Genomic DNA, 25,024 nt, shown 5'->3' with positions numbered 1-25,024 from the left:
CGTCGCAAAGCCGTCATGGCCAGCATCATTCCACTTCCGACGACGCGCGTCAGCGGCATGCTGGTTCGTCAGCGATTGCTCGCGCAGCTGCAGGGCGACCAACTCGATCTGTTCCGTCTGCAAAACCAGGTCAGCACCGGCCAGCGCTTCACGCTACCCAGCGAAGACGCTCCCGCTGCTCGTCGGGCGATGACGCTGCAGCGGCTGCTGGAACGCAAAACCCAAATCCGCTCCAACATCGACACGGGTCAGTCGTTTCTCAAGAGCACCGACGTCGCGCTCAACAACGTCGCCGGACTCCTGGGAGATATCCGCGGCGTCGCCCTCGGCGTTTCCGGCACCACCTCAACTGATTCCGAACGCCAGGCCGCAATCACCGAAGTCAATCGCGCCATCGAGCAGCTGGTTTCCGTCGGCAACACGCAATTTCGCGGCCGTTATCTCTTCTCCGGCTCGCAGACAAACGTCGAGCCCTACTCCTACAACGGCGCCTACGTCACCTATCACGGCGACAGTCAGGCCCTCCAGAGTTACTCGGACCTCGGGGTGCTCTTCTCCACGAACGCCAACGGACAGCAGGTCTTCGGCGGCATTTCGAGCGAAGTTCTCGGCGGCGTCGACCTGAATCCTGAAGTCACCGCCGACACGCCGCTCAGTTCGCTTCGCGGCGGGCGCGGCATCAGTCCCAATGGCGCGTTGCAAATTTCCGACGGCACAAATTCGGTCATCGTCGACATCAGCCGCGCCGCCACGGTGGGCGACGTCGCTCGACTGATCGAAGCGAATCCCCCCGCCGGTCGCCGGGTCTCCGCTACCATCACCGGCCAGGGTCTGACGCTGCAACTCGACTCGGCAGGAGGCGGCAATCTCACGGTCAAAGAAGTCGCCAGCGGCAAGGCGGCGGGCGAACTCGGCATTCTCAATACCGTTGGCGTGCTGACCGGCCCCTTGGTCGGCAGCGATCTCAATCCGCTCGTCCTCAAGACCACCCCGCTCGACGACCTCCTCGGCGCGAAGGCCCGGACGCGGCTCGTTTCGCCCGGCGACAATAACGATCTCCTCATCGAGGCCGCCGCCAACGGCGCCCAATACAATGGCGCCGCCATTCAAATCGTCGACGACGAGCTGCTGCGCGCCTCGCCCGGGGTCGCTCCCGGATCGGAATACGCCCAGTACTCTCCGACGGCGCGCCAGGCACAAGCCTCGCTTCGCTTCTCTGGCACAGGCAACGACCTGACGATCACCGCCAACGCGGCGGGTACGGCGTTCAACAACGTCGACGTCGTCGTCGTCGGATCCACCGGCCTCGGCAATGCCGCGAACGCTAGCTACAACAGCTCGACCAAACAGCTCACCATCACCGTCGACGACGCCGGAGCCACGTCGGTCGACGCAGTCGTCAACGCGGTCAACGCCACGGGCGCGTTCACCGCCGCCTCCGACGAGAGCGCCGAAGGCCCCGCCTCGTACAATGGCGCCTCCCTCATCGCCGCGTCCGATATTTCGAACGTTCAGGGCGATACGGGCAATAGCGGCGGCGCCGCGAATACTCTTTACGTGTACGTCCGGCCGAGCGCCTCGACCGCGAACGACGTTGCCGCCGCGATCAATGCCGAGGGCACCTTCACCGCCACGTTCGACACGCTCGACACGACCAATAGCTCGCAGGCGGGCACGCAACCCGTTTCCGTCAGCGCCACTGCCGTCACCTCCGGCGGCAGCGGCGCTCCGTTCGACGCCTCCAGCGGCATCCGCGTCGTCAGCGGTCAAACCACGTACACGCTCCAGTTCGATCAGGCCGAATCAGTCGAAGATCTGCTGAACATCATCAACGGTTCTGAAGCCGGCCTCTATGCCGAAATCAACGCCGACGGCAGCGGCATCAACGTCCGCTCGAGACTCAGCGGAGCCGACCTCCAAATTGGCGAGAACGGCGGCCAGACGGCGACGCAACTCGGCATTCGCTCATTCAACGGCGCCACGCGGCTCGATTCGCTGAATTACGGCGTCGGCGTCCCCGCAAAGCGCGACTCGTACCAAGAGAATCCGCCGCCGTTTGTCACCGACTTCACCGTTACCGCCAGCGACGGCGTCGGTACGGTCGACCTGCCGATCGACGTCTCGGGCGCCGACACGGTCCAAGACGTGATCGACCTGATCAACAATCACACGCTCAATAATGCTGCCGGCGTCGCGGTGACCGCCCGGCTAAACGTCACTGGCAATGGCATCGAGTTGGTCGGCGGCTCGGGGCGACCCCTCACGATCACCGCGGCCGAAGGGAGCCAGGCGGCCGAATACCTCGGCCTGTTGCCGACCGACACGTCGACCGTCACTAGCGCCAGCGGGGTCATTTCAGGCGCCGACAAGAACTACCTCGAGACGCCCAGCGTTTTCACGACGCTCATTCGTTTGAAAGACGCTCTCGCCGCAAACGACATCACGGCGATCGAATCGGCCATCTCTGGCATCGACGCGGATCTCGATCGGGTCACCTTCGCCCGCTCCGAAGTCGGCGCCCGCCAGCAGGCGCTCGACGTTACGGATCAGAACCTCGAAGACGAAGACGTCCAGCTCCGCTCGGCCCTCTCCGAGGAACTCGAAGTCGACCTCGTCGAAGCAATTTCCAATCTCACCGCGCGCCAGGTCTCGCTGGAAGCGTCGCTGAAGGCAACCGCGAGCATCTTGCAAATGTCGCTGCTGAGCTATCTGTAGGATTGTCCGCGGTCAGTCGTCAGTCGTCAGTTGCGGCTGTCGCAGCTCCGGATGTCCATGTCTTCGCAACTGACCACTGACAACGGACAACTGAGCAGCCGCCACATTTTGCCCCGCCCTCCACATCGCAAGAAGCTGTGCATTTTTACTGTTCCCCCCTGCCTCGCTGCGCCGATGCTATGGGTGCCATGGAGAACATAGGCACTCTCGAGATTGTCTCGAGTGGGAGGTCCGCCTCAGGGAAGGTGCGGGTGGCGATATGGAAATCACAACAACACGATTTGGCGTCCTTGCCGTTCAGCCGTCGGACATTCTGACGTTCGACCAAGGTCTGATTGGGCTTCGCTCCTGCCGCCGCTGGGTGGTTCTGGCCGATGCGCACAACTCCGCGCTCGGTTGGCTTCAATCGATTGACGAACCTGAGTTCGCCCTCGGCGTCGTCAGTCCCCGCCGCTTCGTTTCTGATTATCAGCTGCGAGTCGCCCGCCAAGAGTTGGCCCCCCTCCAGTTGGTCCACGCCAGCGACGCACAAGTCGTCGTCATCGTGAGCCGCCATCCGGAAGGACTCGCCCTCAATTTGCGAGCCCCTCTCGTGATCAATGTCGACGGCCGCAAAGGCCGCCAGGTCATTGCCAAAGATCCCCTCCCCGTGCGATTGATCTTGCCGACTGACGGCGAGATGAGGCTCACGGCCTAAAGAGTTCGGAGTTGCGAGTCACGAGTGGCGAGCATTGAGACGAATACGGAAAGTATTCTCTCGCTGCTCGAAACTCGCAACTCGCCGCTCCCCCCTACCGATAACCACCTCGCCCGTCGCCAAATCCGACAGCGCGATTGCCAGATACACCATCAGCAGCGCGGCCAGACCGCGCTTCGGGAGACGCCGCCATGCTTGTTCTATCGAGAACGCGCGACGAGAGCATCATCATTGGCGACAACGTGGTGGTGACGGTCGTCGACGTCCGCGGCGATAAGGTGAAGCTCGGCATCGAAGCCCCGCAAGACGTCTCCGTTCATCGCCGCGAAGTCTACGAGGCGATCCGCCGCGAAAACCAGCAGGCCGCCAAGCTCCGTCCCGAAGAGACGCGCGGCCTCGGTCGGCCCTCCTCGTCTGAGCGTCCCTAGTCGCTCGGGACTAACTCTCGGGCAGGGGGCCTTGACACGGAACCCGTGGGCGCCACGGGTCCCGGTAGGGGACTGTTATCAGCAGACGCGGCCCCCGATCGACTTTAACGATTGCAACGATCGCAATAGTTAACGCGCTACGCTCCTGTCCGGCTAATCTTGTCGCCTGTGCCGGCCGCGCTTAGCCAGGCCGCTTCGGAATCAAGCATTCCTCGCTAAAGGTGCTGTCACTCCCTCAAGCCCCTATTTTCATCCCGTCGATATCTCGCCGTAGACGGTGAGTCGGAGAGCACTGAGTCGCTTCCCAGCGGCGCGGGCTCGTGCCGACGGCGAGGGACGTCAGCGATTGCTGGAAAATTTGTCCGTCACGGCGCAGGACTGCAACCTACGCTTGCCGCGACGGACTCTGGCGAACGCTTGCAACAGGGCGAGGATTCGCCAGAACCGTCGAGTACCGAACAACGGTGGATAAACGCGAGGCGGGTGACCTCGGCGCCGTGCGATCGACCAAGTGACTGGCCAGAACTGAGCCGCTCCCCCAGCGCTCTGGCCCGCGTCTGCAAAGTGGCTCTTACCTGACAGGGGTTTGAAGAATGACTCGTATCAACACTAACGTGAGTTCGCTGGTCGCTCGCAACACGCTGCGCCAGTCCAACGCTTCGTTGGAACAATCGCTCACGCGGCTCAGCACCGGTCTCCGCATCAATACCGGCAAGGACGATCCGGCCGGTTTGATCGCCAGCGAAAACCTTCGCTCGGACATCACCAGCATTCAACGGGCCATCACGAACACCGACCGGGCTAACCAGGTCATCGCTACGGCCGACTCCGCTCTCGGCCGGGTCAGCTCGCTGCTCAACGACATCCGCGGCTTGGTGACCGAAAGCGCCAACTCGGGCGCCCTCAGCGACGAGCAACTCGCCGCTAACCAGCTCCAGGTCGACAGCTCGCTGGAAGCCCTCAACCGCATTGCTCAGACGACCACGTTCCAAGGTCGTCGTCTGCTCGACGGCAGCCTCGACTTCTTGACGACGGCTGGCTCGAATTTCTCGAACATCTCCGACCTGAAGATCGATCAGGCCAACCTCGGCGCCACCGGCACCGTGTCGGTCTCGGTGAACGTCACGACCGCCGCTACGCAAGGCCAGGTCGACGTCACGTCGGTCCCCGCCGCGGTCGCGGGCGTCGCCGCAAGCACCACCGCGACGTTTAGCAACACGGTGACGCAGGCCTCGGGCGCCGTGGCGCTCGATACCACCGGTCCGTCCGGCTTCACCCTGACCGCCGCCGCCGCTGGCCCGGCCGCCGGAGCCGAGGGCAACGGCGCGCTGAGCCTCGTCATCGTTGACGGTGCGAGTGAAGGCACGGCCTACAACGCTACCACCAACACGTTGACCGCCACCGTCGACATCACCGGCGGTAACAACACGACCGCCGACTTGTATGCGGTGATCAACGCCGATACCGATTTCGTGGCGTCGGCCATCTCCGGCGGTACGGAAACGATTGCCGCCTCCAACACCGGTACGGGTACGCTCGCCGGCGGACGCGACGCCGGCAGCCGCGCGATCACGATCACCTCGGCCACGACTGGCGCCGCTGCTAACGGCAAGACGGTGACTGTCGTCGAATCAGCCTCCGTCACCGCTGGTGCTCCGACGGCCGTCGACGATGGCTCGGGCAACATCACCGTGACGGTCAACGATACGGCCGCGACGGACCTCGATGACATTTCGACGGCGATCAACAACCTCGCCGGCTACAATGCCTCGATCAACGTCGGCACGGGCGATGGGTTGTACAACCCCACGACGCAGACGCCTCCGACCGTCACCAACACCGCCGGCGGCGTCACCGCTTCGGGCGGCATCTCGGCCGACGTGGTCCTCGAACTTGCCGGTTCCAATGGCGCTGAAGTCCTCTCGTTCGGCGCCGGCACCAGCATCCAAGGCTTGGCCGACGGCATCAACCTCGTGAAAGACGCGACCGGCGTCGAAGCGACGGTGAACGGCACCACGCTGGAGCTAGTCTCCACCAGCTATGGCAGCGACTCGGTCGTCGACCTCCGCGTCATCAGCGAAGGCGCCGGCGCCACCCCGGCCGGCACGTTCACGACCGCCATCGGCGTTCGGTCACGCGACACCGGCACCGACGTCCAAGCGTCGATCAATGGCGTCTCCGTCAACGGTAATGGCAACGACTTCTCGGTCAACACGGCCAGCCTCGACCTCAGCGGTTCGTTGACTGCCGGGTTCACCGGGACGGCCTCGTTCACGATCGACGGCGGCGGCGCCCTGTTCCAACTCGGTCCAGACGTCGTGTCGAACCAGCAAGCTCGCCTGGGCATCGCCAGCGTCAACACGGCTCGCCTCGGCGGCGTCAGCGGCAAGCTGTTCCAGCTCGGCGACGGCAAGAACGCCTCGCTCGCGAATGACGCCACGACCGCTGCCGCCATCGTCGGCGAAGCGATCGACCAGGTCACCTCGCTTCGCGGTCGACTGGGCGCCTTCCAGCGGACGACGCTCGAAACCAACAAGAACGCCCTCAACGACGTGTTGGTCAACCTGAGCGAAGCCGAAAGCTCGATTCGCGACGCCGACTTCGCCGCCGAATCGGCGAACCTGACGCGGGCGCAGATTCTGGTCCAGTCGGGCACCACGGTGCTCCAGATCTCGAACCAGAACCCGCAGAACGTGCTGGCCCTGCTCCGAGGTTAATCCCCGGCAGCAAGTCATCGATAACGACAAGCCGGCTCGGCCCCTCAACAGGCCGAGCCGGCTTTTTTCGTTTTCTAGCCCCCGGCTCCGCCGGGGGTCGCGCACCACGCCGCAACGGCATCATCCACCGCTACGGCGTCATCCTGAGCGTAGCGAAGGATTTAGCAGCCCAAACGAACTACCAGCTTCTTCGCTCCGCTCAGAATGACAGCCCTCTGGCCGCCAACGGGCGACAGCCCCCCGGACAAACTCGCATGCTAGCAAGCGCGACCAACAACATGTAGGAACTGCCGCGAGGTTGCCGATAACTCTCGATACGCCGACGCCTACCGGTCGGCCCAGCCCGCCCTTGTCTGCGACGTATTCTTTCCCGTGGCAAATTGCCTGGGACGCCGGCTCGAAGCATTGAATCTGCGACCGAAAGCTTGTTCGTATGGCACGCATCTCCTCAAGCGTCGGCTTAGTCACGGGCCTGAACATTCAGGACACCGTCAAGCAATTGATGGCAGTCGCCGGTCGCCCCCGCGACATGCTCAAGACGCGAACCGACGATCTCAAGCAAGAACAAATCGCCTTCGACACGCTCGGCTCAAAACTCCTGAGCTTTCAGTTCGCCGCCAACAAGTTGAAAGCCGGTTCTGTTTTCAACACTCGGGCCGCAACGAGCAGCAACGAAGACGTGCTGAAGGTTTCGATCCCCGCGGGCGGAACGCCCTCCGTCGGATCGTTCCAGGTACGGCCCGTGCAAGCCGCCTCGGCACAGCAACTCGTTAGCCAGGTCTTTCAAGGAACCGACGCCAGCCTCGGCAGCGGCACGTTCTCCTTCGGGTTCGGCGGCTTTCTGGATCAAGGCATCTCCCTCGACCAACTCAACGAAGGCGCCGGCATCCAACGCGGCAAGATTCGCATCACCGATCGCAGCGGCGTCACGGCCGTCATCGACCTCAGCTTCGCCCGCAACGTCGACGACGTGCTGGCGGCCATCAACGAAAACAGCGACATCGCCGTCACCGCCACCACCGATGGCGACTCGTTTGTCCTGACCGACGCCTCCGGCGGCAGCGGCACGCTGAAAGTCGCCGAAAGCGCCGGCGGCACGACCGCCGCCGGCCTGGGTCTCGCCGGCATCAGCGTCGCAGCCAATACCGCGACCGGCGCCGACGTGCTGCGTCTGCACGCCGGCACCAAGCTTGCGTCGCTCAACGACGGCAACGGCGTGACCATCAATAAGCTAGGCGTCGTCGATCTCGACGTCCACCTTGCCGACGGCTCAGCGCTAGGGATCGACCTGCACGACGCCGAGACGCTCGGCGACGTGATCACGCAGATCAATACTGCCGGCGCGGGTAAAATCACCGCCGCCATCGCGGGTGACGGCAACCGACTGGTCCTCACCGACCTCACCACGGGAGCCAGCGGCTTCAGCGTCGGCAACGGCTCGACGGGGACGGCGGCCGACGACCTTGGCGTCGCCGGCGCCGCCTCCGGCGCCTCGATCACCGGCAAGCGACTTATCTCCGGCCTGCGCGACACCCTCCTCACTAGCTTGAAGGGAGGCCAAGGCATCGGCACGCTCGGGCTGCTCCAGGTCACCGATCGCGCCGGCGTTTCCGCGAACGTCAATCTCGCCTCGGCCGAAACCCTGGACGACGTCGTCGACCTGATCAACGCCGCCGCGCCGAACGTTACGGCCGCCATCAACTCCGCCCGCAACGGCCTGTCGATTACCGACGACACCGTCGGCGTCGGCAATCTGATCATTGCCAATGGCGACGCCACTAACTCGGCCGACAAGCTCGGCCTTACCGTCAATCAATCCGCCGCCACGAAAAGCTCCGGCGCTCTCAAACGCCAGACGATCAGCGAGGCAACCCTCCTGTCGTCGCTCAACGGCGGGAAAGGCGTCGTCTTCGGCGACGTCCGCATCACCGATAGCAAAGGCGTCTCCAAGACCGCCGACCTGAACACCTCCGGGCTCGAGCCCAAGACGGTCGGCGACGTTCTCGACGCGATCAATGCCCTCAGCAACGGCGTCGAAGCCCGCATCAACGACGCTGGCGACGGCGTGATCCTCACCGACACTGCCGCGGGGACCGGCACGCTCGGCGTCAAGGACCTTAGCGGCGATATTGCCAAGTCGCTCAACCTTACCCGCGCGAGCAAGACGATCGACGTGGGCGGTACGCCAACGCAGGTAATCGACGGCGCGAACTCCTACACGATCGATCTGTCCAATCTGCAAAGCTCCAGTTCCGCCGTGCTCCTCTCGTCGCTCAACGGCGGTAAAGGGATCGGCGCCGGCGACGTCCGCATCACCGACGCCACCGGCAAGGCCCTGGCGCTCGACCTCAACGGCAGCGACGCCGGCATCACCACCGTCGGCCAGCTGATCGACGCCATTAACGACAAGGCGACCGCCGGGGGGGTGGGCGTCGTTGCGCGGCTCAATTCGGCCAAGACCGGCATCGAACTCGAAGACACCAGCGGCGGCGGCGGCAAGCTCACGGTTGAAGACGTCGGCGCCGGCACGGCGGCCAAGGACCTCAAGATCCTCGGCGAAGCGACTAAAATCGGCGGCAAGCAAATCATCAACGGCGCCGGCGCCTTCGCGGCCGCCTCGGGAACGCAAACCGGACTCTCCGCCCTCGCCGACAGCATCAACGGCCTCAAGGCAGGCGTCACCGCGTCCACGGTGTTCGACGGCACGGGGTACCGACTGACGCTAGCGGTCGACGCGACCGGAGCCGCCAATCAGTTGCTGATCGACTCCGGCACGTCGGACCTCGACTTCGAGCAAACCGCCAAGGCCCAGGACGCCGTCATTCTCTACGGCAACAGCAGCACCCCGGGCGGCGGCGTGCTGGTCAGCTCGCAAACGAACACGTTCACCGGCACCGTCGGCGGCGTGAACCTCACGGTCGCCGGCGCGAGCGACGCGGCGATCACCGTGTCCGTCTCGCAAACCGACGAGTCGCTGGTTTCCACGGTGGAAGACTTCGTCGAATCATACAATTCGCTCCGCGACGATCTCGACAAGCTCACCGCGTTCGACGACAAGGCCCTCACCACGGGACTCCTCTTCGGAACGAACGAAGCGCTGCAAATCGACACGCGCCTCGGGCGAGCGCTCACCGATCGTTATGCCGGCCTGGGCGACCTGCAATCGCTGGAGCAAATCGGCCTCAGCCTCAGCGAGGATGGCAAGCTCGAACTCAACAAGACGAAGCTCAAGTCGGCCTTCGAAGCCGACCCGGCCGGCGTGCAAAATTTCCTGTCGAACGCGCAATCGGGAGTCGCCGTCAAGATTTCCAAAGTCGTCGACGGCCTCGCCGGCGACGAGAATTCGCTCATCGCCTCCAGCAGCGGCGCGCTGCAAGACACGATCGAGTCGAACGAAACCCGCCTCGACCAATTCGAAACTCAGCTCAAGGCGCAGGAAGAACGGCTGCTGGCTCAGTTTTACCAGCTCGAAACGATTATCGCCAAGCTCAAGCAAAGCCAGTCGGCGCTCGACGGCCTGCAGCCTCTCGCTCCGTACACCGGAGTCAGCGGCTAACCGCGCGGCGGAGTTCGTCTGACGCCGCCGCGATGCCGATAAGTAAGGGCAACGAGAAAGCATCTCACGGAGGCCGATCCCTTGACTTACGCTGCCAACGCCAACGCACGCTACCTCGACAGCCGCGTTCAGACCGCCTCGCAACCCGAGTTGCAGCTGATGCTGCTCGACGGCGCCATTCGATTCGGCCGGCAGGCTGAGCAGTGCTGGAACGACCCGGCTCAACGTCTGGAGTGCGATCATCTGCTCACGCGCGTGATCGACGTCCTTGAGGCCCTGGTCCAGGGCCTGGCGCTCGCTGATTCCGAAGTCTCGAAGCGGCTCGCCGAGGAGTATGCGTTCGCCTTTCGGCAAGTGGCGCTGGCGCAGCTCAATCACGAGCATGCCCCGCTGGCAGCGGCGTTGCAACTACTCGATTTCGAACGCGAAACGTGGCGAATTGCCTGCGACCGTCTAAAGGCCGAAACATCGGCGACGCCCGTTGCACCACTGGCCGCGGCGCCGTTTAGCGGCGCCAGCCTCTCACTCCAGGTGTAGCCGCCGGTCCAGCCCCGCCCCCTACGCCGTGACGGGCGAACTCGGTAGGATGGGAAGTCGGTCCCATCTGCCCAGCTAGCCCGCCCACTGCCGAGGATTCGCGTGTCCGCCACCCAAGCCAAGCAGCTCATCCGCGTCGGCCATAGCCCCGATCCCGATGACGCCTTCATGTTCCATGCGTTGGCGAACGATTGCATCGACACCGGCAAATATCGGTTTACGCACGAGCTGGTCGACATCGAAACCCTCAATCGCCGCGCGTTCCAGGGCGAGCTCGAACTGACCGCCGTCAGCATCCACGCGTACGCCTTCCTCCACGACAAGTACGACCTCTGCTCCTGCGGCGCGAGCATGGGCGATGGCTACGGTCCCATGGTCATCGCTAAGGAATCAGGCTCGATCGACGACCTGATGACCAAGACCATCGCCGTCCCCGGCACGCTCACCAGCGCCTTCCTCGCCCTGCGGCTCTGCATGGGCAAAGATTTTGAGCACGTCGTCGTCCCTTTTGACGAGATCATCGAGGTCGTCAATCGCGGCGAGTACGACGGCCAGCGGATCGACGCCGGCCTGATCATTCACGAAGGTCAGCTCACCTACGGCCAGAGCAATCTCAAGCTCATCGTCGACCTCGGCGTCTGGTGGAAAGAACTCACCGGCCTGCCGCTGCCGCTCGGCGCCAACGCCATCCGCAAAGATCTTGGCCCGCAAGTCACCCAAGACGTGCAGCGTCTCCTCTACGAAAGCATCAAGTACGGCCTCGATCACCGCGAAGCCGCCCTCGAGCACGCCCTGCAATACGGCCGCGATCTCGACCGCAGCCAGGCGGACAAGTTCGTCGGCATGTACGTGAACGACTGGACGCTCGACTTCGGAACGCGCGGCCGCGACGCGGTCACGCAGTTCCTCGCGATGGGTTACGAGCGCGGCGTCCTGCCGGAACTCGTCACGCCAGCGTTCGTCTAGCCCCGGGCTCCGCCCGGGGGTCGCGCACCACACAGCAACGGCCCGCAGCGCCGTAAACGCTTCTACCCCCGGGCAAAGCCCGGGGCTGAATGCCGCTAGCGCACGATGAATGGGGTATACTTGCGGAGCACCACGCCGCAAACATCCTCCAGCGAGCCCCTCCCTTGATGGGAGGGGGAATCACGCCCCGATGCCCGCCTGGCAACAATCCCTCGACAAGATCGTCGCCGACGCGACCCCCGATCTCGTCGCCCTGCGCCGTCGCCTCCACGCGAACCCCGAACCCAGCGGCGCCGAACTCCAAACCAGCCTCGATCTCTACCAGACGCTCGATCAGCCCGGCCTCGAACTACGCCTCGGCCCCGACGGCTGCGGCGTCCTCGCCGACAACCGCATTGTGTCACCAGGCCAGCGCATCGCTTTCCGCGGCGACATCGACGCCCTCCTCATCCACGAAGCAAACGACGTCACCTACCGCAGCCAGCGCGAAGGCGTGATGCACGCCTGCGGCCACGACGCCCACGCCGCCATCGCCGCGCACGTCGCCCTCGCGCTCCACAAGCTCGAAGCCTGCGGCCACGCCCCTTGGCCCCTCCGCTGGCGGGCGATCCTGCAACCAGCCGAAGAAACCGCCGCCGGCGCGCGTGGCATGATCGCGGCCGGCGCCCTCGACGGCGTCAGCTCGATCTTCGCCCTCCACGTCGATCCGCCCCGCCCCACTGGCGAAGTCGGCCTCTGCGTCGGCCCCTTCACCGCCAGTTGCAACGACGTACAGATTGTCGTCCGCGGTCGCGGCGGCCATGGAGCGCGCCCCCACGAATCTCGCGACCCGATCGCCGCCGCCGCCCAACTCGTCAGCAGTCTCTATCAGTTCATCCCCCGCACCACCGACAGCTTCGACGCCGTCGTCCTGAGCTTCGGCCGGATTGCCGGCGGGCAGAATGCCAACGTCATCCCCGAGGAGGTCGAACTCGACGGCACGCTCCGCACCCTCGATGCGCAGGTTCGCTCCCAAACGATCGAGCAAATGCGCCAGATCGCTCGCGGCATCGAAGAAATCACCGCCACGCAGATCGAAGTCCACGTCGATGGCGGCATCCCGTCAGTCCAAAACGACGCGGCCGCGGTGCGCATCCTCCAAGAGGCGGTCGCCAGCGTTCACGGCGTGACGGCCAAGGTGATCCCGCGCCCCAGCATGGGGGGCGAAGACTTCGCCTGCTACCTCGACCACGTCCCCGGCGCCATGTTCCGCCTCGGCATCGCCGCGGGCGACGGGCGGATTCGCCCACTGCACACCCCGACGTTCGACGTTAACGAAGCCGCCCTCCCCTTAGGAGTAAGGATTCTAGCCAGAGCCGTCATCCTCGCCTGCGAATCAACCGCGGCCGGCGCGTGAATTGCAGGGGATGGAACCGCAGATAAACGCGGATGAACGCAAATAAGAGAAGTCCAAAAGCGCAATCGACCCTTCTGCTTCCGCAACTGACAACCGACCACTGACAACTGACTCTTCCTTCAATCTCCGTTCATCCGCGTCCATCGGCGGTTCCAAACAAAGTCCCCCAAAGTCGGCACTCAGCCCGTATGCCCGCCATCGAGTTCACCACCAACCGCCACCCCACCCTCGGCATCGAGCTCGAACTCGGCCTCGTCGATCTCCAATCATGCGATCTCACCAACGCCTTCGATCGCCTCATCGAAAAACTCCCCGACCGCGGAGCCAATCGCTTCAAACCCGAAATCATCCAGTCGGTCATTGAAATCAACACCGACGTCTGCCAATCGATCGGCGAAGCCGAACGCGATCTCCGCGGCCGGCTCGGCGTCGTCGAAGCGGCCGCCGACTCGCTCGGCCTCGGCCTCTGGTGGGGCGGCGTCCACCCCTTCGCCCGCTGCGAAGCTCAGCAAGTCACGCCCGACGAGCGCTACCTGAAACTCGTCGAACTGCTGCAAGTCCTCGCCCGCCGGATGATGACGTTCGGGCTGCACGTCCACGTCGGCGTCGATAGCGGCGACAAGGCGGTGATGATCTGCGACCGCATCATGCGCCACCTGCCGACGCTGCTAGCCCTCTCAGCCAGCAGCCCATTTTGGGAAGGCGAAGCGACCGGTCTCCACTCCTACCGCTCGAAGGTGATGGAAGGCCTTCCCACCGCCGGGCTGCCGCCGCTCATGCGCAACTGGAGCGAATACGTCTGGCTGGTCAACCACATGGTCGGCACCGGCTTCATCAACACGATCCGCGAGCTCTGGTGGGACGTCCGCCCCCACCACAACTTCGGCACTGTCGAAATCCGCATGTGCGACATGCCAGGCAACCTCGAAGACGTCCTGACGCTCGCCGCTCTGATGCAGTGCCTGGTCAAATCACTCTCCGACGAAATCGACCAGGGCGCCTACCAACACGACTGCCATCCCTTGCTGGTCGCCCAAAATAAATGGCGCGCCGCCCGTTACGGCAACAAAGCGCAGCTCGTCGATTCCAACACCTACGCAGCCCACACGCTGCCGCAGATTGTCGACAACCTCGTCGAACGCCTATCGCCCACCGCCGAAGATCTAGGCTGCCGCGAGTACCTGGAAAGAAACCGCCAACTCGCCGCCGGCCCCAGCTGGGCCGAACGGCAACTCACGCTCGCCCAACAGAATGGCGGACTATCAGCGATGGTCCGGCAAGTGATCGCCCAGTCGCGCGTGACTGGCGCCTAAACGGGGTCGGGGGCCTTTTGCCACTGGAAACTCTTCCACGACGGCAACATCACCAGTGGAAAAAGGTCCCCGACCCCTTCCGCGTACCAAGCCGAAAACGCGCGGCCAACGGCCGCGGCTTTGTATACCGACGGCCTGGAACCCTCCGCGCGCCACCTACTCACCTACTCACCTACCCGCCGCCCTACCCAAAATACTCCGGCTCGTTCCCCGCCTTCCACTTTATATTGCACCCCAAACTCGCCCGCTGCTCGCTAACGGGCGCCGCTCCCGCGAGCACCGCATCCAGCGCCGCACGCAAATCCTTCCCCGTCACCGGCACGCCGTTCCCCGGCCGGCTGTCATCCAGCTGCCCCCGGTACACCAGCTTCCGATCTTGATCGAAAAGAAAGAAGTCAGGCGTGCATGCCGCTCGGTAGGCCTTCGCCACCTCTTGCGTCTCATCGAACAAATAGGCGAACTGGTATCCACGCTCTTCCGCCTCGGCCACCATCCGTTCGGGCGAGTCGGCCGGGTGGGTCGCCGTATCGTTCGAGTTGATCCCCACCACCGCGACGCCGCGGGCCATGTACTCGCTCGCCAGCTGGGCCAACTGGTCGGCCACATGAATCACGAACGGGCAGTGATTGCACATGAACATCACCAACAGCGCCGGCTTGCCCGCAAAGTCTGCCAGCTCGACCTCGCGGCCATCCACGTTCATCAACTTGAAGTCGGGCGCCGGCGTACCAAGCGGCAACATCGTGCTGGGGGTCCGAGCCATGGCGAATCTCCAATCTCTGTTGTGCAGTCGAGCGGCGCCCTATCGAGCGCCCAGATTTGAGTATCGAACAACCCGCCCTCCGCGACAACCGGCCACGATTCCAGCCAAATCAGCTAGAGCCGCCGCCTATCGCATCAATCGTCACCAAGTCTGAACCGCTTCCTGCGACAGAACGTCCTGACAGCGAGTGACACGCGGCCCCTGGGAATCGAGTAATTCGCCGTTCGTTGACAGCACCCGCCGTCGCCAAGATAATCGCGGTCGGCCAAAACCGCCGGCATTGAACCAACTCCCTGACCAATCCGTACACTGGCCAGAGAAATATCGAGATCATTTCACTGCGCCGTCGCCCGCCGACGGCCACGAGGAACCGGAGAAAATCATGGGCGCCATCCAAGAAATCACCGACGTCAACTTCGACAGCGAAGTGCTGCAATCGTCCCAGCCGGTGCTGGTCGACTTCTGGGCTCCCTGGTGCGGCCCGTGCCGCCAGATTGCTCCGCTCATCGAGCAGCTCGCCGGCGAGAACTCCGGCTCGGCCAAGGTCGTCAAGCTCAACGTCGACGACGCGCCGCAAAGCGCGCAAAGCTACGGCGTCAGCAGCATCCCGACGCTGATGGTCTTCAAGGACGGCGAAGTCGTCGACCGCTTCGTCGGCGTCCAACCGAAGACCCGCCTGCAACAAGCGATCGACTCCGCCAAAGGCTGACTTATTTGTAGCCCCTGGCTCCGCCAGGGGGTCGCGCACCATGCCGCGACGGCCCGCAGCGCCATCACCACTCCTACCCCCCGGCGGAGCCGGGGGCTACATTGCTTGACGACAATCGCTTCCTGGCATCCCGCAACGGGGCCGCCGACACCAATCCCCAATGCCATAACGCCATGATCCACGTCATCGCCACGATCGAACTCACTGAGGGCTCCCGCGAACGCTTCCTCGCCGAATTCCATCGCATCATCGACGTCGTCCGCGACGAAGACGGCTGCGTCGAATACGGCCCGGCCATCGACCTCGCCACGAGCGTCTCGTCCGCTCCCGCCCGTGAGAACGTCGTCACCGTGATCGAGAAGTGGACGAACACGGCCTCTTTGGAAGCCCACCTCAAAGCCCCTCACATGGCCACCTACCGCGACCGCGTGAAAGACATCGTCCGCAGCGTCAATATCCAAGTGCTGTCCCCCGCCTAACGCTACATCCCCGACACCTTCCCGCGCACCATTCCACAACGCTCACCCTTAGCCCCCGGTTCTTCAAACCGGGGGTTTTCTTTGCGCCCATGCCAACTCGTCAATCAACAAACTCCCCAAACGCCACCCGATACCCGTTCAAATCCTCCACCACGATCTCCCGCAGCCCATACGGCAACACCATCGGCGACTGCAAAACAACTGCGCCGCGACGCTGTAGATCCGCATACAAGCCGTCGACGTCATCAACGTACACGTAAGCGTCGAGCTCAATCTTCGCACGAACTCGCGGCGGCGCCTGCTCTCGCCGGATCTGAAAATGGATCCACGCCCCCGGCCGTTTGACGATCGCGTAGACGCCCCCCGGCTCCGCCGGCGACGGCTGAAAGACGTCGGCCGGGTCGAGGCCGAACCCCAGCACGTCCCGATAGTACTCCGCCGCCTCCTGTACATTGGCCACCCCCAACACCGGCGACGCACTCCATGCAACGCTTTTCATTCGACGCCTCCTCCAACTGCCGCGGCTCTGTAAGCCGGGGGTTTTCGTTGAGCCCAAGACGAAAGCCAGTCGCTGCGAAAGATTTTCACCTATTCGCGGTTCACGGCGCCGCTTTGTAGTCCGTCAGTGTCGAGGTGTCGCTTTGTCACAACACCGGTAACGGGATGGACTTTGCTGGAAGCACCTACGATCGAACTAGATCCTGCCTCAGGCCGTCGCGGAAAAACTAACATGCAAATCGTCCATATCGTCAACGAGATGATTGATCCGACGAGAAGGCTAGGGCCAACGATCGAGAAATCTTCAACCAACTGATCACCCCAAGGGAGCGGAGGCGCATAGCAGACTCTAGGCAATGGCACCACAAGAGGCCCCAAGAAAAAGGCGCCTACAAGACCTGCCGCAATTGCGCCTCGACGATCAACGATGGCACCAACAATCGCCGATGCGAAGATGCTCGGCCAAAGCAGAAAGAATCCTTTGGCAAGATCCGCACTGAACATCGCGAGGAAGACCGAAACGAGCAAAAGCCCAATAAATGTGTACCAGATACGATTGACGATCTTCATCGAACGATTACAGGCTAGTTTCCGCCAACGAATAAAATCAATGGCGCCTCCTCCGAACGGCTAGGCATCGCGGGCCTGCTCGGATCGCACTATCGGCAATATAGCCGACTCCGAAGCAATGGGCCAAATCGCCAAACAGCAACTAATACGGCCTGCGTCTTTCTTTGCGCCTCTGCGCCTTTGCGAGATACCATTACCTCCGCCACTCGCCCATCAGGTGAGAACCAGAGAACAGGAAACAAGCAGAGATATGAACTTGAAATTGGCCATCAAATTATGTAGTATACATTTGAATACATCCGTTCTTTGACAACCCGTTTACTGATCTGTTGTTCGACGGGCAGCGACTTGCCTGCTGCCTGTACCATCCAGCATCAACACTAGGGCGTTTACCCCAAAGCTTCATGTCTACACAGCGTCTCCACTCAGTCGGCAATTCGCTGTCACTCGCCTCGCCTCTGATCAAACCCAAAGCCCCCATCTTGCCACTCACTGTCGCCTGTCGCTTCGATTGTCGCCCCAAAAACATCACTCAACCACATACCCAGTAAGGACTTAAGATGGTGTCGCCCAAAATCGCTTCACGGCACAACGCGACACGACAGGAGACGCGACACCAACCACGACAAGCGACACACCGCCCCACTGCTATCACCTGCCCCTACAAAAACTTCATTCCAGGCAATTCGGCCAAACTTTGCGGGTCCCGCGCGCCGATCGTTCCTGTTAGGCAACCTTTGCGGGTTGTAGGGGTCGTACGCCCTTGCGCCCGCCAGACAGCTAACTCGAACTGTTCATGGCCAGCGACCGACACGACCAGAGCGACGACGAGCCCCGCGAGCAGCCGCTCCGCGAGATGCGGCTCGACGCCCCTCACCCCGTCCGCCGGGCCGGCGGCGAGGCTCGGCCGCGGTCTGGGGTCCTGGCCACGGCCGGCGCTTCCGACGAACTGGTCATCGGCGACCACTCGACCGAAAGCGCCTTTGCCGACGCCGATCCGCAAGTCGACGGCCCCGCCGAGATCGACGCCGACGCCCTCCCCGCTTGGTTAGGGATCGACGCGCTGGGGATCGGAGCCGACGACGCCCCGCTGACCGGTTCGCCGACGATGCTGGCCCACCATGCGGCTAACCTCGCCGAGCGGCTGCAGGGGCGGCTCTCCGAAGTCGACCGCCGCGAAGCCCGCCTCAACTCGCAGGAAGCGGAGTTTGACTCCCGCATCCGCAACGCCCGCCTCTGGATCGACCAACGCGAAACCGAACTCGCCGAACTGCAAGAGCGGCTGGAAACGTGGGACGAGGAGCTCACCCAGCGCCAAGGCATCGCCGCCTCTCAGCTTGAGGAAGCCGACGAGCTGATGCAGCGGCTCAAAGAGCTCGGCGAGCGCGAGCGAAAAATCGCCACGCGCGAGATGGAGCTGGAACTCGGCATCACCGAACAGCAGACCAAGCTCGACGCTCTCGACTTCGAAACCGCCGGCTGCCGCACGCGGCAATTGGAACTCGACGAAGCGCGGCAGAAGTTCGAGAAGCGCCAACGCGAACTCGACTCACGCGAGGCCAAGCTCTACGTCGAGCACGAGCGAGCGAGCCACGAGCGGCTCGCTCTCGACGCTCGCCAGAAGGAACTCGACGCCCGCGAGACGCGCGTCATCACGCAAGAGGCAAGCCTCGCCGACTGCGAACGACGACTCGCCGAAAAGGCGGGCGAGATCGAATTCCAACGCGCCGAGTTGCAACAACTTCGCACATCGAGCGAGGAACGGTCCGCCGCCCTCGCCGCCGATGAGCGCCGCCTCGAGTTCCGCCAACGCGAAATCGAAACTGCCCTCAAGCGGTTCGAGCGACTCGGCATCGTCGAGCAGCGCATCGCCGAAGTCCAACAGCATGCCGACCAGCTAGCCATGCGCAGCGGCTACCTCGACCACGCCGAGACGATGCTCGCGGAGCGGCAGCTGCAACTCAGCGAACAATTGCGCGAGTTGGAACACGACAAGCTGGCGTTCGAGAATCAGGTGACGCGCGAGCGCCGAGCGCTCGTGGCCGAAGCGGAGACTGCCCGCACCGCCGCGGCCGACCAAACACGCGCCGCCCAGCGTCGCGAAGCGGAACTCGACAAGCGAGAGCAGGCGCTGGAACAAGTCGCCGAGCAACTGCGGGAGGCGCAGCGCGAGGCGCTGGAGCTGAGGCTGGCCACCGAGGAAACCTGGTTGCAGCTGCAAGGAGTTCTCGCACCAGCCGCGCTGTCGCGTTCCGTCGCCCAGATCCGCGGCCGACTTACCGAGCAATTTCAACTCGCCAGTGACGAATTGAAACGTCGCCGGAGCGATTTGGAAACCGCTCGGCTCGAAATCACCGAGCAGTTCAACGCCCTGCAGCAGCAGCGGCAAGAACTCGACCGCTGGGCGCAGAATCGCGACCAGGACGTCGAAAACCGCGCCGCTCTCTTGGTGGCGCGCGAGCAGGAGCTCGACGCGCAGGAGCGTCATTACCAGCAACTGGCCCGCGCTTGGGACCAGCAGCGAACCGAATACCAACAGGAAATCCAGCGCCTGCTCGCCGAAATCCGCGGTTCATTTCGCACCGCGGCCTAGAGCGCCTTTAGGCGCCCTTCACATCACCGGCAGCGTCTTCGCTCGTGGCCTCCGTTGCGGGGACCGCGTCGTTCGCAGAATCGGACTTTTCAGCCGCCTCGCCGTCAGCCGCTTTCTCAACGGCCTGATCCTCGCCATCCGCCGCAGCTTCCTCGGCGGCAGTCTTGTCCGCTTCTTCAATGACTTCCTTCGCCTGCTCTTCGCCCGGCATCGGGAAGTCGCGCGGCACGACCTCTTTGCCGGCCGTCACTTCGCGAGCTTCGGCGACGATCGCCATCGCCGTCTGGATTTCATCGCGGCTGAAATAGGGTTCGCGAACGGCGTAACGTTCAGTCCCCGTCAACTTCTGGCTCAGCTCTTGAAAACTCACCTTGCTGTTGAGATTCCAAACAGCAGCCTGTGCGGCGCCCGTCGGCAAATCGCCATTGGCATAGGCCGCGACCACTTCGATCACCGCGGGGTCTTTGATCACATTCTCAATGGGGAGGATAGCATAAGGTTTGCTCGACGAGGGCTCGCGCTTGCCATGATCGAGGCAGAGCAACGGCACGTCGACGCGCACAGTCTTTTCCGGGGGAATGCTGAAGCCGCCACGCCCACCCCCGCCGCGTCCGCCGCCGCCGCCACCCCCGCCGCGTCCGCCGCCGCCACCCCCTCCGCCAACGCTCTGTTGGCCGCCGCCCATGCCGCCTCCCATACCGCCGCCCATGCCGCCACCCATACCGCCGCCCATACCGCCCATTTGAGCGAGGGGGACGCCAATGAACGCATCGGGGATATCGATCGACAGCGGCTGGTCGGTCTTGTTCTGCATCACAATCCGTCCACGCTTGGAATTCTTCGCCACGAACGTGGCTTCGACCGAACCGGCCTTCATCGCGTCGAACAGATCGACCGACGCCGCAGCGACCGGACTCGGCGCACCCTCGCCCCGCGCGAGGCTAGGCGGGGCGGCGACCTCAGCGGCCAAAAACAACAGGGCGAACCACGACGCAGCGGAGCGTTTCATAGCGATGTTCACAGCATGTAGGATGGCAGCGCGGCCGAGCTCATTCGGGACCCTCCCGCGGGCTCGGAGCGAACCCCTCCAGCATAAACCACCCGCGTGCAGAAATCCAAGCAAAACACCCCGTTTGCCCATCTCAGCCGCTCGGAAATAGGGGCTGTAACCTGCCCTTGGCCCCGCGACGACCGCAAATCCCGCCGAATGCGGGGCGCCCTTCGCGATGGCGGACGCCATACTTAAGGAAACATGCTCGTCGATCCGACGAGCCCGCCACGAGAAATCTTCGCGCGAACGACCTCCGGTGTCATCAACCGCCGCCACTACCGCCCCACGTCGTCCGTGGATCGTTTCCCCAGCGTGGGACCTGTTCTATCTGGTCCTCACGCCGCTGCTGATCGTCCCTACGGTCCTCGTGGCAGCCCGGCAGTGGCTTCGGCCGGAAGACATTTACCTCGCCGTCATCTCGTTCGCTTCGCTCGGGCACCACCTGCCTGGCTTTATGCGGGCCTACGGCGATCGTGAACTCTTCAGTCGGTTCCGCTGGCGATTCCTCTTGGCGCCCCCCCTCATCTTCGCGCTGGCGCTCATCTTCACGCCGCCAGACTCGGTCGCCCACGCGCTCAACCTCCCCTGGAGACACCTCCACGGGCTGGAACTGATTCTCCTTATTTGGGGAACGTGGCACGGCTTGATGCAGACCTATGGGTTCATGCGGATTTACGATCTGCGCCGCGGCGAGAACGATCGCTACGTCGCCAAGCTCGACCACGCCCTGTGCCTGGCGATCTTCGCCGCCGGCGTCGTCTTCAGCGATACGCGCATGTTCGGCGTCGCCGGCGCGATGTGGCAATGCGGATTGCCGATCTTTGGGCCCGATACTCTAGCGTTGCTGCGCTGGATCGTCGGCGGGTTAAGCGGGCTCGTCATTGCCTTGTACGCGACGCACCTGGTGAACCGCCGACTGCGGGGCCTGCCTGTGAACTGGGTGAAGCTCTTGCTCGCCGCCTCGACTGGCTGGTTCTACTGGTACTGCGGTCGCCTATCGACGAACCTATTGATTGGCATCGCCATGTTCGAGATCTATCACGCCGTGCAATACAACGCGATTGTGTGGATCTACAACCGCCGCCTGCTAGAGAAGGCGGGTGAGCGCTTTGGCCCGCTGGGATTTCTGTTCCGCGATCGAACGACGATGCTGGGCATCTACCTCGCCGCGATCGCCGCCTACAGTTCCATCAGGTTCGTCACCGCGCACGCCGGCGACCGGATGTTCAGCGGCGATCTCGACGACGCACGCCAGTGGCTGATCGCCGCCTTCGTGACCTCGTCGATTCTCCACTTTTACTACGATGGCTTCATTTGGAAGGTGAGCGACCGCCGGACGCAAGACAATCTGGTCGACGCCCCCGTCCCGGCGTTCGACCGGTTCGTGCCGAGCTTTATCCACGCCGGTAAGTGGGCCACCTTGCTCGCAGTCATCGCCATGCTAATCGGTTCGGAGCGCATGTACGCAGCGGGCGGCGCGCGCCAACAGGCGATGCTTGCCGCACTGGCCCGGTTGACCCCCGACGTCGCGGAAGCCAAGGCAATCGCGGTCCAGCTCGACGGCGTTCAGGCCGACGAGCGATACGCGGCCGGCCTGGCCGCGCTGCAGCGCGGCGATGCGGCGGCGGCCGTCGGTCCGCTCGAAGTGGCCGTGAAGCTCGATCCGAAACATTTCCGTGCGTGGCTTCAACTAGGCGACGCTTTCCTGGCGCTCGATCAGCCCGCGGCCGCGGTCGAACCGTATCGGCGGGCGGTGGCGCTCGGCCCCGAGGTCGTCGATGCGCGCGTCGCGCTGGCCGAGGCGCTGCTAAAATCGGACCAGCGTGCAGCTGCGGAACAGTGCCTCCGCGAGGGGTTGGCGCGCGACAGCGAGTCTCCCGAACTCAACCTGACCCTAGCAATCTTGCTGGAGCAAACAGGCCGAACGGCCGACGCGGAGCCGTTCCGGCGCCGCGCCGTGGAGTCAGGGCTCGGTCGATAAATAATGCGGTTTCTTGCTCCATTTGGGGTCGGGCCGCGGCCGCGGTGCAAAACACGCGAGTTCGGCTTCCCTTGACTAGGCGAATTGTGGCAATTGCCGTACCCGCCGTGTACGCTGGCTACTGGCTGATCGTTTTTCCCGTCGTCAACGTGCGGCCTTACCGTACTTGGCTCAGCGGTCGCCGTCTTGGAAATTTGCTCATCTTTGTGCCGCCGTGAGTTGCTCCCTATGCTGTTCCGCCAAACCCTTGCTGTCGTCCTTGCCATCCACTTAACCGCCGACGCCGCCGCGGCGATTCGCGTCGTTGCCGCGAGCGGGCAATCGGCCCCCGGCTCTACGGGGACGTTTCTGCATCTTTATCACTCCTCAGACGGACCGTCGGCGCCTGTCATTAATGGTTTGGGGCGAACGGCTTTCGCCGCGACGCTGACCGGGTCGGGCGTGACGGCGCTCGACGACACCGGTATGTGGTCCGAAGGAGGCGGCGCCCTCGCGTTGGTCGGCCGTGAAGGGTTCGCAGCGCCGACCGGACCTGCCGGCGCGCTCTATCGACGCTTGGCCAACCCGGTGCTGAACGACAGCGGCGCCTTGGCGTACGCCGGCACCATGCGCGAAGGCGTCGCCGGCGTGACGGTCGATGACAATGGCGGGGTGTGGTCCAGCGGCGGCGGCGCTCTCGGCCTAATTGCGCGAGAACGTTCGCAAGCCGCCGGCGCCCCGGCGGGAGTCGAATTCGCCACGATGATTGATCCCACCATGAACGCCAGCGGCCAGTCAACCTTCAGAGCAACGCTGAGCGGCGCGGGTGTGACGGCAACCAACGACGACGGCGTCTGGTCGCAAAAGCAAGGACTGCTGGGATTGATCGCTCGCGCTGGAAATGCAGCGCCTGGAACGCCGGCAGGCGTTAACTACCTCAGCTTCACGACAGAGCTGCCCGCGATCAACGACGCCGGCAACGTGGCGTTCCGCGCATTGTTGACGGGGACTGGCGTTTCCGGCACGAATGACAGCGGCTTATGGGTCGAACGGAATGGCGCCCTGGCGCTTGTCGCCCGGGAGGGTGCGCCGGCCGCTGGCGTCGAGGTAGGCGTCAATTACGGGGTGTTCTCCCCGCCGTCGCTCAATGCGGTGGGGCAATTGGCCTTCGTCGCCACGCTGCCAGGGAGTGTGAACTCAACGAACGTGGCCATCTTCGCCGAAAGCAACAATGTCCCCGCCGTAGCGGTCCGTAAGGGCGCCGCCGCGCCAGGGGGACCTGCGGGGGCCGTCTTCGCCAACTTTACCTCCCCACTGTTCAATAGCGCCAACGACTTGGCCTTTCAGGCCACGCTGAGCGGCGCTGCCATCACCGCCGCGAACAACGACGGAATCTGGACAAAGCAAAACGGGACCCTGGCGCCGATCGCGCTCGAAGGAACCGCCGCGCCTGGAACTTCGGCGGGGATACTGTTCAGCGCCTTCAATGAAGTCGCGATGAACGCCAACGGACAAGTCGCATTCCTGGGCACGCTGACCGGCACAGGGATCACCGCTGCCAATGACAGCGGCCTCTGGGCCACCACGGGCTCGGGCGAGCTCCGCCTTGTGGCCCGCGAAGGGAGTACGCTGGCCGACGACCTGGCGGGCACGGTCAGCGGCCTGTACTTCGCCGGAGGGTCGAACAATGAAGACGGACAGCGTAGCGGCTTCAACGATCGCGGCGAGATCGCGTTCCTCGCCACCAATGCCGACGGCACGAGCCGCATTGTCGTTTCCGACCTGGTTGCTCCCCAACTGCCGGCGGATTTTAACAACGATGCATTCGTCGATGGCGGCGACCTGCTGATCTGGCAGCGCAACCTTGGCATGGCCACCGGCGCCACGAAAGCCAATGGCGACGCCGACGGCGATCATGACGTCGATGCGGCCGACTTGGCCCTGTGGAAAGGCGGTTTCGGCGTCACGGTTGCGAGTTCGTCATCTGTCGCCGCCGTCCCGGAACCGAGCAGCGCCGCCGTGGCGGTTATCCTGGTCGCCGGCCTGCTTGGTCGTGGCCGTCGACCCAGCCGCTAA

The 25,024-nt window shown here is 63.8% G+C and carries 18 protein-coding genes; 14 read left to right on the top strand and 4 right to left on the bottom strand.

The window, feature by feature from the left end; translation table 11 throughout:
* Nucleotides 1–15: 15 nt before the first annotated feature.
* The 9 genes from flgL (at nt 16) to I41_RS06965 (ending at nt 14,325) form a co-directional block, all read left to right on the top strand.
* Complete coding sequence (gene flgL / locus I41_RS07005) at nt 16–2,715, top strand: flagellar hook-associated protein FlgL (RefSeq protein ID WP_145431870.1); 2,700 nt, start codon at nt 16–18, stop codon at nt 2,713–2,715.
* Between the two features lie 259 nt (nt 2,716–2,974).
* Nucleotides 2,975–3,412: a flagellar assembly protein FliW gene (gene fliW, locus I41_RS07000; RefSeq protein ID WP_145431869.1), complete on the top strand. Its 438-nt coding sequence runs from the start codon at nt 2,975–2,977 to the stop codon at nt 3,410–3,412.
* A gap of 191 nt (nt 3,413–3,603) precedes the next feature.
* Nucleotides 3,604–3,840: a carbon storage regulator CsrA gene (gene csrA / locus I41_RS06995; RefSeq protein ID WP_145431868.1), complete on the top strand. Its 237-nt coding sequence runs from the start codon at nt 3,604–3,606 to the stop codon at nt 3,838–3,840.
* A 593-nt stretch (nt 3,841–4,433) separates the two neighbouring features.
* Complete coding sequence (locus tag I41_RS06990; protein WP_145431867.1) at nt 4,434–6,557, top strand: flagellin N-terminal helical domain-containing protein; 2,124 nt, start codon at nt 4,434–4,436, stop codon at nt 6,555–6,557.
* Between the two features lie 433 nt (nt 6,558–6,990).
* Entirely contained in the window at nt 6,991–10,113 is a 3,123-nt protein-coding gene (gene fliD, locus I41_RS06985; protein WP_145431866.1) for a flagellar filament capping protein FliD, read from the top strand.
* An 81-nt stretch (nt 10,114–10,194) separates the two neighbouring features.
* On the top strand, nt 10,195–10,650 hold the full coding sequence (locus I41_RS06980) for a flagellar protein FliS (protein ID WP_145431865.1): 456 nt from the start codon (nt 10,195–10,197) through the stop codon (nt 10,648–10,650).
* 102 nt (nt 10,651–10,752) lie between these two features.
* Nucleotides 10,753–11,616: a menaquinone biosynthesis family protein gene (locus tag I41_RS06975; protein WP_145431864.1), complete on the top strand. Its 864-nt coding sequence runs from the start codon at nt 10,753–10,755 to the stop codon at nt 11,614–11,616.
* Between the two features lie 190 nt (nt 11,617–11,806).
* Complete coding sequence (locus tag I41_RS06970; protein WP_168206748.1) at nt 11,807–13,012, top strand: M20 metallopeptidase family protein; 1,206 nt, start codon at nt 11,807–11,809, stop codon at nt 13,010–13,012.
* 188 nt (nt 13,013–13,200) lie between these two features.
* Nucleotides 13,201–14,325, top strand: coding sequence for a carboxylate-amine ligase (locus tag I41_RS06965; protein WP_145431862.1), 1,125 nt, complete (start codon nt 13,201–13,203; stop codon nt 14,323–14,325).
* 184 nt (nt 14,326–14,509) lie between these two features.
* On the opposite strand, the gene I41_RS06960 is transcribed toward I41_RS06965, so the two are convergent.
* Nucleotides 14,510–15,088: a thioredoxin family protein gene (locus I41_RS06960; RefSeq protein WP_145431861.1), complete on the bottom strand. Its 579-nt coding sequence runs from the start codon at nt 15,086–15,088 to the stop codon at nt 14,510–14,512.
* A gap of 382 nt (nt 15,089–15,470) precedes the next feature.
* Between I41_RS06960 and trxA the strand changes: the two genes are divergently transcribed.
* A complete protein-coding gene (gene trxA / locus I41_RS06955; protein ID WP_145431860.1) occupies nt 15,471–15,797 on the top strand; it encodes a thioredoxin in 327 nt (108 codons plus the stop codon).
* Between the two features lie 173 nt (nt 15,798–15,970).
* The gene (locus I41_RS06950; RefSeq protein ID WP_145431859.1) at nt 15,971–16,276 is read left to right on the top strand and encodes a putative quinol monooxygenase; all 306 of its coding nucleotides are present in this window, start codon (nt 15,971–15,973) and stop codon (nt 16,274–16,276) included.
* Between the two features lie 100 nt (nt 16,277–16,376).
* On the opposite strand, the gene I41_RS06945 is transcribed toward I41_RS06950, so the two are convergent.
* Nucleotides 16,377–16,775: a VOC family protein gene (locus I41_RS06945; protein WP_145431858.1), complete on the bottom strand. Its 399-nt coding sequence runs from the start codon at nt 16,773–16,775 to the stop codon at nt 16,377–16,379.
* Nucleotides 16,776–16,864: 89 nt separating this feature from the next.
* A complete protein-coding gene (locus I41_RS06940; protein WP_145431857.1) occupies nt 16,865–17,344 on the bottom strand; it encodes a hypothetical protein in 480 nt (159 codons plus the stop codon).
* 796 nt (nt 17,345–18,140) lie between these two features.
* Here I41_RS06940 and I41_RS06935 point away from each other — a divergent pair.
* Entirely contained in the window at nt 18,141–19,937 is a 1,797-nt protein-coding gene (locus tag I41_RS06935; RefSeq protein WP_145431856.1) for a coiled-coil domain-containing protein, read from the top strand.
* A 7-nt stretch (nt 19,938–19,944) separates the two neighbouring features.
* Here the strand turns inward: I41_RS06935 and I41_RS27130 are convergent, their stop codons facing one another.
* Entirely contained in the window at nt 19,945–20,946 is a 1,002-nt protein-coding gene (locus I41_RS27130; protein WP_168206565.1) for a hypothetical protein, read from the bottom strand.
* Between the two features lie 298 nt (nt 20,947–21,244).
* Here I41_RS27130 and I41_RS06925 point away from each other — a divergent pair, with 298 nt between their 5' ends.
* Complete coding sequence (locus I41_RS06925) at nt 21,245–22,969, top strand: tetratricopeptide repeat protein (protein ID WP_168206747.1); 1,725 nt, start codon at nt 21,245–21,247, stop codon at nt 22,967–22,969.
* A gap of 228 nt (nt 22,970–23,197) precedes the next feature.
* Nucleotides 23,198–25,024 (top strand): DUF7453 family protein, encoded by a 1,827-nt coding sequence (locus I41_RS06920; protein ID WP_145431853.1) that lies wholly within the window; start codon nt 23,198–23,200, stop codon nt 25,022–25,024.

It is taken from the genome of Lacipirellula limnantheis (assembly GCF_007746075.1).
GTDB classification, from domain to species: domain Bacteria; phylum Planctomycetota; class Planctomycetia; order Pirellulales; family Lacipirellulaceae; genus Lacipirellula; species Lacipirellula limnantheis.
Note: the sequence above shows the minus strand (reverse complement) of the source record. Positions and strands in the feature narration are given on the sequence as shown.

Bases quoted from the DNA above. Each gene is read 5' to 3' on its own strand.
- I41_RS06945 (WP_145431858.1), bottom strand. From the start codon at position 16,775: ATGAAAAGCGTTGCATGGAGTGCGTCGCCGGTGTTGGGGGTGGCCAAT.
- I41_RS06950 (WP_145431859.1), top strand. From the start codon at position 15,971: ATGATCCACGTCATCGCCACGATCGAACTCACTGAGGGCTCCCGCGAA.
- I41_RS06970 (WP_168206748.1), top strand. From the start codon at position 11,807: ATGCCCGCCTGGCAACAATCCCTCGACAAGATCGTCGCCGACGCGACC.
- fliW (WP_145431869.1), top strand. From the start codon at position 2,975: ATGGAAATCACAACAACACGATTTGGCGTCCTTGCCGTTCAGCCGTCG.
- I41_RS06965 (WP_145431862.1), top strand. From the start codon at position 13,201: ATGCCCGCCATCGAGTTCACCACCAACCGCCACCCCACCCTCGGCATC.
- I41_RS06920 (WP_145431853.1), top strand. From the start codon at position 23,198: ATGCTGTTCCGCCAAACCCTTGCTGTCGTCCTTGCCATCCACTTAACC.
- csrA (WP_145431868.1), top strand. From the start codon at position 3,604: ATGCTTGTTCTATCGAGAACGCGCGACGAGAGCATCATCATTGGCGAC.
- trxA (WP_145431860.1), top strand. From the start codon at position 15,471: ATGGGCGCCATCCAAGAAATCACCGACGTCAACTTCGACAGCGAAGTG.
- I41_RS06940 (WP_145431857.1), bottom strand. From the start codon at position 17,344: ATGAAGATCGTCAATCGTATCTGGTACACATTTATTGGGCTTTTGCTC.
- fliD (WP_145431866.1), top strand. From the start codon at position 6,991: ATGGCACGCATCTCCTCAAGCGTCGGCTTAGTCACGGGCCTGAACATT.
- I41_RS06935 (WP_145431856.1), top strand. From the start codon at position 18,141: ATGGCCAGCGACCGACACGACCAGAGCGACGACGAGCCCCGCGAGCAG.
- I41_RS06990 (WP_145431867.1), top strand. From the start codon at position 4,434: ATGACTCGTATCAACACTAACGTGAGTTCGCTGGTCGCTCGCAACACG.
- flgL (WP_145431870.1), top strand. From the start codon at position 16: ATGGCCAGCATCATTCCACTTCCGACGACGCGCGTCAGCGGCATGCTG.
- I41_RS06960 (WP_145431861.1), bottom strand. From the start codon at position 15,088: ATGGCTCGGACCCCCAGCACGATGTTGCCGCTTGGTACGCCGGCGCCC.
- I41_RS27130 (WP_168206565.1), bottom strand. From the start codon at position 20,946: ATGAAACGCTCCGCTGCGTCGTGGTTCGCCCTGTTGTTTTTGGCCGCT.